The organism is Candidatus Cloacimonadota bacterium (assembly GCA_012516855.1).
Taxonomy (GTDB): Bacteria; Cloacimonadota; Cloacimonadia; order Cloacimonadales; family Cloacimonadaceae; genus Syntrophosphaera.
In genome coordinates this window covers 25,025-36,985 of sequence record JAAYWB010000028.1, presented here as the reverse complement: position 1 = coordinate 36,985, position 11,961 = coordinate 25,025, and the positions used below count along the sequence as shown (strand labels likewise).

Sequence of the window (11,961 nt, the reverse complement as noted above, 5' to 3'; positions counted from 1 at the left end):
GCTACTTAGCATCCGACGTTTGAGTTCTGATGCCGGCAAGGTGTCGCTTACTTGAATCTTTCTCATCACTACCTCCAGTGATATGAATACAGAGACAGGATAATCAATTCTAGTATTTATGCAAGCGAAATGGTATTAGCCGCTACGTCATCCTGGCCACGTCATCCCGGACGTCACCGAGCCCTCGAGGTGGTATTGATCCGGGATCCATAACGGGAAAAGGACTGGATTCCGGGCTATCCACTCAGTTGGAAATGAGCCTTATTGTTGGGAATAAAAGCTGTTAGCGCTTGTCTTCGGTGATGTTTCCCAGGGCTTCGGCATCTGGATCGGGCCGGGTGGCAGCGAAATCCAGCAGCGCCTGCCAGTCCGCGTGCCCGGTCAGGTCGGGGTCGTCTAGGCCGTTGAGCATGGTGGTTCCGATGGTGCCTCTATCCACCATCAGGCGCAGGGTGGCGATGGTGCTGGCGATGTCGTCCCGCATATAATAGGCGTTCAGAACCATGTACTGGGTTTCCGTATCGTCCAACCATTCAGGGTGTTTGGCCGCTTCCTCAATCAAATCCTCGAAGAGCTCGTTTTCGCTGAGGGTGACGCAGAATTCTTTTGCCGCCTGGGCGGCGGTTTCGGCTTCGCTGAGTTCGCCATAAACCTCGTTTTGCCGCAGCTCATATTCCTTGATCCTGAGCAGGAACCGGGCGTCGCAGTGGTCGAGGGTGAACCTGGCAAAAACGTTGCTTGTCATCTCGCCCAGACCAGCTTTGTGGAGTTCCTGGAATGCCCTCATGGACTTGTTTTCATCGCGTTCGAACACGTTCACGAGATAGTAGCAGACCGTGGCTAGATTGTTGTCCGGAAAGCGGAAATAGTAGTTGCGCAGGATTTGGGTGTCGTTTTGGAGGGAGGCCTCCATCACGGCGAGCTGGGGATCGTCGGCCTTATATTTGCTGAAATAGTCCAGATAGACCTCCGCGGCAAGGCTGTAACCGTGTTCTTCCTTGGGATGCGAGGCGATTAGGGCGTGGGCGCAGGCCAGTTTTTCGCCGTTGTCGGAAAGGGAACGGGCCAGCAGATAGGCGTTTACGGGGTCTGCGGAAACGGGTTCCAGCACGCGGGCGTAAGCACTGGCAGCCTCGCTGCGGTCAAAGGCCAGCCAGGAATCCTGAAAGAGCAGCGCGGAGGGCAGGTCACCGTTTCCGTTCAGCAGGTTCACAGCCTTTTCCGGCTGGTCCTTGACCAGGTAACTCTGCGCGAGGGCAAAGATCACATACTGGTTTTCCCAATACCAGGGCTCCGCGCCGAAAAAACCGATAACGGCGTCGTAGTCCTGCTTCTGGTCATAGTAATAATCCACCAGGTCTCCGGCAAGTTCCGCGATCCGGTACTTGGTGTAGGGGTCGGCGTCTTTGGGACGCAAAAGCTCAATTTGATAGGCCATCAGGGGGTGATATTTGTCCGGAGTGAACATGTATCCCAAACCCATTCCGTCGATCCAGTCCTCCTCAGCCTCCAGGGCCTGCCGGAAAGGAAGCTTTGCCGCTTCAGGATCACCGGTTTGCACCAGATAGTAAACCTGGGCCATCAAGAAGAGTTCGTCCCCATTAAAATTTTCCCCGAAATGGGCCAGCAGGGGCAGGCTTTCCCGCAACTGCTGATAGAATGGGCTTTCGGGGTCATCAAGCTCTTCGGGGGAAAATTTCACAACAAAGGTGAGCAGCAGGGCGCGGTAACCCCCGGCAAAATCCGGATGGGCGGAAACCAGCTCTTTCGCCTTGCTGATCTTGGATTGCATGTCCTCTGCCAGGTTCAGCAGCAGGTATTGGTACTTGGGTTCGTCAGAAGCCTCCGCGGCCCTGGCCTCCAGCCACTCCCCGCAATCATCCGGGGCAAAGCTTTCCCAGAGGTTGAAAGCGTGGTCTAGATCGGCAAGGTCTTCGCTGGCCTCGATGAAGCCGGCAGCCTCGCGGGAAAACTGTTCCGCATCCTCTGTCTGATAGAAGAGGTCCTGCAGTTCTTCGATCGTGACCGCCGCCGCCCGCAGGGCGAATAACAGGGCCAGAGCGGTCAGTATTAGCTTGCGCAAATCTATTTCATCCTCCCGAATGACTTCGTGTATGAAAACGCAGAAACCCCCGCAGGCAGAGAAATGTCAAGTGAAATCTGCCGGATTTGTTGGCTGGCTCCCACTGGAAAAATCAGACAGGCTGAATCCCAAGTGTGAATCTGTAGCAAATCGCCGGAACAGGCACTTTGCAGACCACAAGCGCCATTCTGTCCACCAATTCCCCACCCATGGCCTCATAGAATCCTGTTGACGGGTTCTTTTCCGCCACCCACACGGTCATGACATGCTTCTTTTCCTGCCTCATAAGGTCGGCGAAGCGATAGAACAGGGCTTTTCCCATCCCCCTGCCATGAAACTCCTTCAGCAGATACAATGCCTCCAGTTCGCAGTCGCAGGCATTGGCCAGCCCGGTTTCGCAATTCTGGTATTCGAATTTTTTTCCGCCAGCGGCAAAACCCACAACCCGGCCTTCGGTTTCCGCCGCCAGAACCGTGTATCCGCCGCAAAAGATCGCCTGCCAATGCCTGGAGCTGCGCTCCATGCTCATTCCATCCAGCTTTTGCTGCGGCATGATACCGGGATAGGTCTCCTTCCAGCTTTGGATTTGAACCGCGGAGATGGCTTCGATGTCTTTTATTCCGGCTTTTCTGACCATATATGTCGCTGTCATGTATTCTCTCCAAACCAAGGCGTTTCTGAGTGTAGCCACACCTTACGCAATACCGCATCCTGTCAAGTGGAACCGGGAGCAGCCGGGGAAAACAGTCGGACGGTTCAGCTATGGAGTATCAAGTGAAACCTGCCGGATTTGCTGGCTGAATTCCGGTTGTTCGTTCACTCGGAAACTCGCTCAGGCTTGTTCCCTGCGCATCGGGCGAAATGGTGAAATTAGCGCTCTTTCCACCGTTCCGATGCATAGTAACTTGATTCCCCGGGCAAGCGCGGCGCTCTTTTTCTTGACGAAAAGAGGCTGGCAAAAGATTTTGGAAAAATAGTCGGTCCTGGCTGCCAGGCCGGGGCTCAGACAGCTTAAAATACACCTTAGAAAGGGGATATAAACATGCTATCAACCAGGGACGCGATCCAGAAACTTCTGGACAAAAAAGAGAAGACCCTGCAGATGGGCGGCGCCAAAGCCGTTGACAAACAGAAGGTCGGAGGCAAACTGACCGCCCGCGAGAGGCTTGATTTGCTCTTCGATCCCGGTACTTTCCGGGAGTTGGATATGTTCGTGAGGCACCGCTGCGACAACTTTGGCATGGAGAAAACCGAGATCGCCTCAGACGGCGTGATCACCGGCCACGGTCTGGTGGACGGGCGTCCGGTCTTCGCCTTTTCGCAGGATTTCACTTCCCGGGGCGGTTCCCTGGGCGAAATGCACGCCGCCAAGATCTGCAAGGTGATGGACATGGCGCTGAAGAGCGGCGTTCCGCTCATCGGCATCCAGGACAGCGGCGGCGCGCGCATCCAGGAAGGCGTGGATTCCCTCAAGGGATACGGCGAGATCTTTTACCGCAATTCCCGCGCCAGCGGCGTTATTCCCCAGATCACAGCCATCATGGGGCCCTGCGCCGGCGGGGCGGTCTATTCCCCGGCGATGACGGATTTCGTGTTCATGGTGAAGAATACCAGTTTCATGTTCATCACAGGGCCGGACGTGATCCGCGCGGTCACCGGCGAGGAAACTACCCAGGAAGAACTGGGCGGGGCTATGACCCACAATTCCAGGAGCGGGAACGCCCACTTTGCCTGTGAGAACGACGCCGACGCCATTCAGCAGATAAAGATACTGCTCTCCTACTTGCCCGCCAACAATATGGAGGACGCTCCCAGAACCGAATGCGGAGACGACCCCTGGAGGCTTTGCCCTAACCTGGACAGCATCATTCCGGACAGCCCCAAGGAAAGCTATTCCATGCACGAAGTGATCAAAACCGTGTTAGACGATGGTATCTTTTTCGAGCCGCATCTTTACTATGCCCAGAACATCATAGTGGGCTTCGGACGCCTGAATGGACGCGTTGTCGGGGTGGTGGCGAACCAACCGAAAGTGCTGGCCGGATGCCTCGACATCGACGCTTCGGACAAAGCCACCCGCTTCATCCGTTTTTGCGACGCCTTCAACATCCCCCTGCTCACCTTCGTGGACGTTCCCGGCTACCTGCCCGGCACGCAGCAAGAACATAACGGCATCATCCGCCACGGCGCCAAGCTGCTGTGGTGCTATGCCGAGGCCACGGTTCCCAAACTGACGGTGGTTACCCGCAAGGATTACGGCGGCAGCTACATCGCCATGAGCAGCCGGCATCTGGGCGCCGACATGGTATTGGCCTGGCCCAGCGCCGAGATCGCCGTGATGGGAGCCCAAGGCGCCGCCAACATCATCTTCCGCAAAGAGATAGAAGCGGCGGAAGACAAGGCGGCAAAACGCGCCGAGATGATTCAGATCTACGAAGAAGAATTCAACAACCCCTATGTGGCAGCTTCCCGTGGATATGTGGACGCCGTGATCCTGCCTTCCGAAACCCGCAAGCGGCTCATTGACGCCCTGGAAATACTTTCCAGCAAAAGCGAAAGCCTGCCGCCCAAAAAACACGGCAACATCCCGGCCTGAGGAACGCCATGACAGACCGGAAAAAAGAACTCGCCGCCATCGCCGGAGTGCTGGCCCTGATCAGCGCCGACGAAAGCATCCCCTATCCCCAGCGCCCGCTGGAAAACGCCCCCAGCGCCTGGCAGCACTACGGCCGCCAGCAAACGATGCTCTACCGCGAGCTCAGCCAACGCAGAATGATAAAAAGAAACAGATAGAAGGAGACACCATGCACAAACATGGCATCTTGGAATATAGCCAAATGCGCTATGAAGCCGACCGTCCCAAGGCGGCCAATCCGATCAAAATTCAGGACCTGTCCTTCCGCGATGGGCATCAATCCCTCTTCGCCACCCGCGGCCGCACAGAAGACCTGCTCCACGTGGCTAAACTGATGGACCAGGTGGGCTATTACTCAATGGAAGTGTGGGGCGGCGCCACTTTCGACACCATGCACCGCTATCTTGGCGAGGACCCCTGGGAACGTATCCGCGTACTGAAAAAACACATCAAGAACACACCCTTTTCCATGCTGCTACGCGGACAGAACCTCGTGGGCTACCAGAACTACGCCGACGACGTGGTGGAAGCCTTTGTCCAGCGTGCCTGCGACAACGGAATAGACATCTTCAGGGTGTTTGACGCCCTCAACGATTTCCGCAATTTCCAGACCGCGGTGAAGATCATCAAAAAGAACAACAAACACTTCCAGGGAAGCATCTGCTACAGCCTCACGGAACAGCGGATGGGCGGCGACATCTACAACATTGAATACTATACCAAAAAAGCCAAACAGCTGGAAGAGATGGGCGCGGACACAGTCTGCATCAAGGACATGGCGGGCCTGGTGGCGCCCTATGATGCTTTCAACCTGATAACAGCGCTGAAAGAAACCGTGAAGGTTCCGGTGCACCTGCACACCCACTTCACCAGCGGCATGGGCGATCTGGCGCTGTTCAAGGCCATCGAGGCCGGAGTCGATATCATCGACACCTGCGTGGGGCCCTACGCCTACCGCACCTCGCACCCGGCCGTGGAACCTTTTGTGATCGCACTGCTGGGCACCAACCGCGACACCGGCTTCGACATCCGCCTGCTTAACAAGATCGGCAAGGAAATGGAAAAGGACATCCCCAAATACCTCCAGTTCGCCGACAACACCAAATTCAACATCATCGACACCGACGTGATAATTCACCAAACCCCGGGCGGAATGCTCTCCAACCTGGTGAACCAACTGCGCCAGATGGACGCTTTGGACAGGCTGGAAGATGTTTTCAAAGAGATTCCCAAAGTGCGCAAAGAACTGGGCCAAATCCCTCTGGTGACTCCAACCAGCCAGATAGTGGGCATCCAGGCCGTGAACAACGCTCTCTTTGACACCAAGGACGGCGAATACGCCCGCATCACCGAACAGGTGAAGGACCTCTGCTACGGCCTTTACGGCAAGACCACCCTGCCCATCGATCCCGAAGTGCAGAAAAAAGCGCTGAAGGGTTACCCGCGGGGCGAAAAGCCCATCACCATGCGCCCCGGCGACGTGATCGAACCCGCCCTGGAGCAGGTGAAGAAGGAAACCGAAGGCCTGGCCAAGGATTTGGACGACGCCCTCATTGTGGCTATCTACAACCTCACCGGAAAGAGATTCCTGAAGATAAAATACGGCCACGAACCACTGCCGGCCGAGATGAAAGCCACCACCCTGGAAGAGGTGAAACGTCAGGAAGAGCTTTGCAGGAAGGCCAAAGCCGGCCTGTTGGTGGAAAAGCCGGTCAAAGAGCCGGTTCCCAAACCCGAAGGCCTGCGCCAGTTTGACGTTTTCATCGACGAAGAACACTTTCTGGTGGAGGTTTCCGAAAAGGGCGGCGCGCCCAAAGTGGTCCGTTCCGCTCCAGCCGCACCGGCTCAGGCAACAAATCCAGCCCCCCAGCCGGCCGCCGCTCCGGTTCAGACGCCGAACCCCGCTCCGGCAGCGCCCAAGGCCGATCCCAAGCCAGCTCTGGCCTCTGCCGACGGCACCCCGGTCCAGGCCCCCATGCCCGGAATGTTCGTGAAATATGAAAAGCAGGTGGGCGACAAGGTCCAGGTCGGCGAAACCCTGCTGGTGCTGGAAGCGATGAAGATGTACAACAACATCCCCTGCCCCGTGGCGGGAACTGTTGTGGCAACGCCTTTCTCCTCCGGCGACACGGTTGGCAAAGGCGACACCCTGATCGTTATCAAACCAGAATAAATCCCCGCACAAGGAGCCAAGATGCAGACCAAAAGCACGATCATGGACAAAGCCCAGATGGAGCGCAGCGTCCACCGCATGGCACATGAGATCATTGAACAGAACCGCGGCCTGGACAAAATCTGTCTGGTGGGCATCCGCAGCCGCGGAGTGCCTCTTGCCAAGAGGCTTTCCGACTATCTGCGCCTGATCGAGGGCAAGGATATCCCCGTCGGCATCCTCGACATAACCCTCTACCGCGATGACCTTTCCACCATCTCACACCAACCCGTGATCCGCGGTTCGGAACTGGGTTTCGATATAGAAGGAGCCGTGATCGTGCTGGTGGACGACGTTCTCTATACCGGCAGAACTGTGCGCGCCGCCATCGACGCCTTGCTGGATTTTGGCCGCCCCAAACAGATCCAACTGGCCGTCCTGATCGACCGCGGCCACCGCGAATTGCCCATCAAGGCAGACTACGTGGGCAAAAACGTGCCCACTTCCCGCGAAGAGATCATCAAGGTGGAATTTGAGGAAACCGATGGAGTCGATTCCGTCCGCATCGTTCTACTATAAATACCAGGCCCGCTGGCGGAGCACCAAAAGCCTACTCTGCGTGGGACTGGATTCAGATATCGCCCAACTGCCGGACTGCGTGCTGGATGAAGCCAACCCCATCTGGGAATTCAACCGCCGCGTCATAGATTCCACCGCGGACCACGCCTGCGCCTACAAGCCGAACCTGGCCTTTTATCTGAACGACGGCCTCCGCGGCCTGGAAGCCCTGCAGCGCACGGTGGAATACATACCTGATGACATCCCCGTGATCCTGGACTGCAAAGTCGGCGACATCGGCAACACGATGGAGCAATACGCCGTCAGCTACTTTGACCGGATGGGCTTCGGCGCCATCACCCTCAACCCGCTGATGGGCTCCGATGTCCTGAAGCCTGTCCTGAAAAGGCCCGGCGCTTTTGCCTTCGCGCTTGCCCTCACCTCCAACCCCTCCGCGAAGGAATTCTTTCAAGAGGGCGGCATGGCAGATAAAGTCTCCGCCTGGATCAACAACTATCCCCAGGAGCAGCTCGGCGCGGTGGTGGGCGCCACTCAGAGCGGAGACCTCAAACGTATGCGGGAACTGCTTCCCGGACGCGTTTTCCTCATTCCCGGCATAGGCGCCCAGGGCGGGGACCTGGATTCAGTGCTTCAAAACGCCGTGGATTCCGCCGAAACGCCCAATATCCTGATCAATTCCTCGCGCGGCATCATCTTCCGCGAGAAAACTCCCCAATTCGCCCAGGCGGCCGGACTGGCAGCCAAAGAACTCAAAGGCTTGGCTATCGTCTGACCTGGTCCGGGATCCATAAGATAGATAAAAACCGGATTCCGGGTCAGGCCCGGAATGGTGTAGATTTGAGGGCGGATAGTATATCGCCTTGATTTAAAAGAGAGCCACAACTGTTTACCCACCGCCATATCCTGTCGGCCAGGCCCTGAGCGCTTGATTCCATCCCTCTCCCATGCCTCCCGCCTAATCCCCGCATCAAATGCGGGCATTGTTCGGGAGGCGTGTCTTGGACACAGGAAAGGGCCTTAACGGCCAACCTATGTAGCTCCGCTCTTCTGGAGGGTCCCCTGCCTGAAAAAGGCAGTAGTAAGCAGCGAAAAAAGCCCTTGACAAGATAAGGGCATAGAATTTTCTGGTATTTACTTGACGCGAGGTGGAGCAGCTGGTAGCTCGTCGGGCTCATAACCCGAAGGTCGAAGGTTCGAATCCTTCCCTCGCTACCATTTTGTACATGCCGGCGCTTGACGCCGGATTTTACGTTAAGACTTGTGGCGGTGTAGCTCAGTTGGTTAGAGCGTCGGAATCATAATCCGCAGGTCCGGGGTTCAAGTCCCTGCGCCGCTACCAGTTTTTGTTTGGCGCCAGTAGCTCAGTCGGATAGAGCAGCAGCCTTCTAAGCTGCGGGTCAGGGGTTCGAATCCCTTCTGGCGTGCCAGCTTATAAGCGCATAAATACATCGATCCTTTCCGTGGTGGGTGTAGTTCAATGGCAGAGCACCGGATTGTGGTTCCGGGCGTTGTGGGTTCGACTCCCATCACCCACCCCACCTTTTTATGATATGTTGACAAGCGATAAAGCGACACTCGGACTGGATATCGGCGGCTCCAGCGTTAAATACGGTTGGGGCGACTGTAAAGTTGGTTTACAGAATTTCGGCAAACTTGAGCTGCGGCAAAAAAACCTTCCTCACCTGCGGGAAACCGTGCGCCAAATACTGGATATTTGTGCCCGGGAACTTGGTCTGTCCAGCCTCGGCGCTATCGGCATCGGCACTCCCGGCACCATCGACCGGAATTCCGGCAAAATCGTGGGCGTCAATCCCAACCTGCCTTTCTGGGTTGACACCGACCCCCGTGAACTCATCCCCAAAGAACTTGGTCTGCCCGTTTTCTGCGATAACGACGCCAACCTGATGTGTCTGGCGGAAGCCTGGCTGCGGGGCGGCCAGGGCAGCGTAGCCGGGATAACTGTCGGCAGCGGAATAGGTTGCGGCTTTGTGGTGGATGGCATGATCTGGCACGGGGCGCACGGATATGCCCTCGAGCTTGGCCACATCACCAGCATTTCTCAGGGAGAGCTTTGTTCCTGCGGCAGAAATGGTTGCCTGGAAGCCTACGCGTCGGTTGAGGGGCTGCGGCACAGGCTGTTGGAGCTGCCTGGGGCGGATGATTTCATCACGGAGAGTTCCAACCTGTCCAGCCTGCTCGCTTTCAGCCAGGCCAGTCCCGCGGCTGCCAACATCATAGCCGAAGGCAGGGATGTCCTGGCCCGCGGCATTTCCGACCTCATCGTGATCCTGGACCCCGACGCCGTAGTGATCGGAGGAGGCGCGATGGATGGCGGGCTCTATCCCTGGAATGAGCTGAAGCGGCTCGTAAAGGAAAATCTTCCCTCAGTGAACGAAGAGCGCACCTCCTTGGAACAGGCTCGCGAAGGCAACCGGGCGGGAGTTTTGGGCGCTGTGATATTGGCATCTCAAAGTTAATTCAGAGATTGGGAACATAAATTGCTTAAATGATCGGCATCATCTTTTAGGAGAAACAACAAATGAAAAAGGCAGCCTTGATCCTTGCGTTGCTCGGCATTGTAATGCTGACCGCCCTTTCCGCCAGAAACAAAAGCGCCATGGTTTCCATCCAGATAGATCCCAACCCCATGACCAAGGCCACGAACGTCACTCTGCTGTTCAATCAGGCAATCCCGATCAGCGTTACCATCGAAACAGACGCCGGCATGCTGGTGAAGACGCTCTACACAGGCCAGTCTAATGAACTGATGGTCTTGCCCTGGGACCGCTACGGCAATGACGGCAGCTACACTCCTGAAGGTAAATACACCGTGACGGTGACTGAGGGTCGCTACACATCCACCAAGAAGACTCTTATCCTCAAATGACATAAACCATTCAGTGATTCACACGAAGACAAAAAAGTCCGGTTAAGGGCTTTTTTGTCTTTTTTCTTTGGCAAAGGGGTTGTCTGTAGCTGAAAACCCCGTCGCAAAAGGGATCGGAGAGGTGTCATAGCCTTTGTGGAGGGCTTGGTTTTGCAGGGGCCGCAAGCAAAAGCTTGACAGATTTTGAGAGTTGTAAAATCATCACATCAGTTTGGGAAAGTATGGTTTTTCGTGACGCAAGACCATATCCCCCAGGCAGATACCGCGCGGCTCCAGGATGCGTAACGCTTTGCGTGTTAGCCATCATTTGTGGCCGTGCCCCATAATTGGAACTATATGAAGCTATTCACAAATGCCGCCTTACCCACATCCTCGGTCGCCCTGAAAAGGGTGAATGTGCTCTTTGACGAGACCATCATCAAGATCAGCGCGGACGAGATCATATCCGATGAAATCACCCAAGTCATCGACCTGAAGGGAAATATCCTCCTGCCCGGCGCGGTGGACCCCCACAGCCACATCATCACGGAGCAGGACCCCAAGAAGAGTATCGCCCGGATCAGCAAAGCCGCCCTCTCCGGCGGCTGGACCACCCTGGCCGAGCTGAGTTTCCTGAATCCCAGGCCAATCTTCAGCCTGTCCGACCTCAAGCGCCTGCGAGACCAGATCGACCAGTCCTCTTTCGTGGACATGGCGGTCTGGGGAAACGTGGACATCACTGATTATCCCTATCACGCAGAAGCCGCGCAGGAACTCTGGGCCAACGGCGTGGTGGGCATCGCGCTCGCCAATCCTTCTCCCAATCCCGAGATCCAGGCACTCAGCTTCACCGAGATCATGGACCTCTTCATGGATATCTACGAATCGGACACCGCCTTCGCCTTTCAGGGATACGACACCGATACCGCAAAGAAATTCAGCTTCGACGCGCAAAGCGACGCCGTCAAAAAACTGCTGCGCCGGATGCAGGAAAACCCCATCCACATCACGCGCGTAAACGCCTTTCCCACAGTTGAGTTCATCAACAGCGTGCACAAGCGCTCCGATATATCCTTTGCCATGTGCGTGGCCGACATGATGCTGCTGTTCAGCCAAATCGACAGCGGCCAGCGGATGGACCTGGCCGACTACCAACAGGAGCTTTTTGACCTGCTGCGCACCAACAAGATCTACCTGCTTTCCAACAACGTGGAATCCGCTTCCGTCCCAAAAGACCTGGACGAGGCTTTCCACGGCACTTCGGAACAGCTTCTGCCCTGGAGCTACCTCTGGGTGCTTTCAGAACTCTGGAAAAAGCGCAGGGTCCCCCTGGCCACAGTGATAAAGATGACCAGCGAAAACGCGGCCAAGCGTCTGGGGATTTACCCCGCCAAGGGCTGCATCGAAGCGGGTTCGGACGCGGATTTCGTGATCTACGACCCAAATAAAGACACCGATTTCGTCGCCCCCGACGGCAGTTCCCACACCTTGAAGGGCAGCATCGATTCTGTCTGGCTGCGCGGCAAAAAAGTGGTGAACAAAGGCAAGGTCGCTTCCGCGGCGGGCAGAGCCCTCTCCCGCAGCACCAATCCCAAACGCCGCCACAACAGCACCACCTGGATCTAAACTCATTCCGAGGAGGATAA

At 56.3% G+C, this 11,961-nt stretch carries 10 protein-coding genes and 4 tRNA genes; 12 read left to right on the top strand and 2 right to left on the bottom strand.

Annotated features, from left to right (window positions below; all coding sequences use genetic code 11):
• Positions 1-283: 283 nt before the first annotated feature.
• The gene (locus GX466_02660) at positions 284-2,083 is read right to left on the bottom strand and encodes a hypothetical protein (protein NLH93107.1); all 1,800 of its coding nucleotides are present in this window, start codon (positions 2,081-2,083) and stop codon (positions 284-286) included.
• Positions 2,084-2,195: 112 nt separating this feature from the next.
• Positions 2,196-2,735: a GNAT family N-acetyltransferase gene (locus GX466_02655; GenBank protein ID NLH93106.1), complete on the bottom strand. Its 540-nt coding sequence runs from the start codon at positions 2,733-2,735 to the stop codon at positions 2,196-2,198.
• A gap of 390 nt (positions 2,736-3,125) precedes the next feature.
• Here GX466_02655 and GX466_02650 point away from each other — a divergent pair, with 390 nt between their 5' ends.
• From GX466_02650 to GX466_02595, 12 genes are all read left to right on the top strand, one after another.
• On the top strand, positions 3,126-4,679 hold the full coding sequence (locus tag GX466_02650) for a methylmalonyl-CoA carboxyltransferase (GenBank protein NLH93105.1): 1,554 nt from the start codon (positions 3,126-3,128) through the stop codon (positions 4,677-4,679).
• Between the two features lie 8 nt (positions 4,680-4,687).
• Positions 4,688-4,876 carry a hypothetical protein gene (locus GX466_02645; protein NLH93104.1) on the top strand — a complete coding sequence of 63 codons (189 nt, stop codon included), beginning with the start codon at positions 4,688-4,690 and terminating at the stop codon, positions 4,874-4,876.
• Between the two features lie 11 nt (positions 4,877-4,887).
• Positions 4,888-6,891, top strand: coding sequence for a pyruvate carboxylase subunit B (locus tag GX466_02640; GenBank protein NLH93103.1), 2,004 nt, complete (start codon positions 4,888-4,890; stop codon positions 6,889-6,891).
• Between the two features lie 21 nt (positions 6,892-6,912).
• Positions 6,913-7,449, top strand: a complete 537-nt coding sequence (gene pyrR / locus GX466_02635) for a bifunctional pyr operon transcriptional regulator/uracil phosphoribosyltransferase PyrR (protein NLH93102.1) — start codon at positions 6,913-6,915, stop codon at positions 7,447-7,449.
• Entirely contained in the window at positions 7,415-8,221 is an 807-nt protein-coding gene (pyrF, locus tag GX466_02630; GenBank protein ID NLH93101.1) for an orotidine-5'-phosphate decarboxylase, read from the top strand. Before pyrR ends, pyrF begins: the two co-directional genes overlap by 35 nt.
• 367 nt (positions 8,222-8,588) lie before the next feature.
• A tRNA-Met gene (locus GX466_02625) sits at positions 8,589-8,664 on the top strand.
• A gap of 47 nt (positions 8,665-8,711) precedes the next feature.
• Positions 8,712-8,788 (top strand) — tRNA-Met (locus GX466_02620).
• Between the two features lie 11 nt (positions 8,789-8,799).
• Positions 8,800-8,876 (top strand) — tRNA-Arg (locus GX466_02615).
• Positions 8,877-8,912: 36 nt separating this feature from the next.
• Positions 8,913-8,987: transfer RNA gene (locus GX466_02610), tRNA-His, on the top strand.
• Between the two features lie 15 nt (positions 8,988-9,002).
• On the top strand, positions 9,003-9,926 hold the full coding sequence (locus GX466_02605; protein ID NLH93100.1) for an ROK family protein: 924 nt from the start codon (positions 9,003-9,005) through the stop codon (positions 9,924-9,926).
• 62 nt (positions 9,927-9,988) lie between these two features.
• Entirely contained in the window at positions 9,989-10,336 is a 348-nt protein-coding gene (locus tag GX466_02600; protein ID NLH93099.1) for a hypothetical protein, read from the top strand.
• Between the two features lie 336 nt (positions 10,337-10,672).
• Complete coding sequence (locus GX466_02595) at positions 10,673-11,941, top strand: amidohydrolase family protein (GenBank protein ID NLH93098.1); 1,269 nt, start codon at positions 10,673-10,675, stop codon at positions 11,939-11,941.
• Positions 11,942-11,961: the final 20 nt, after the last annotated feature.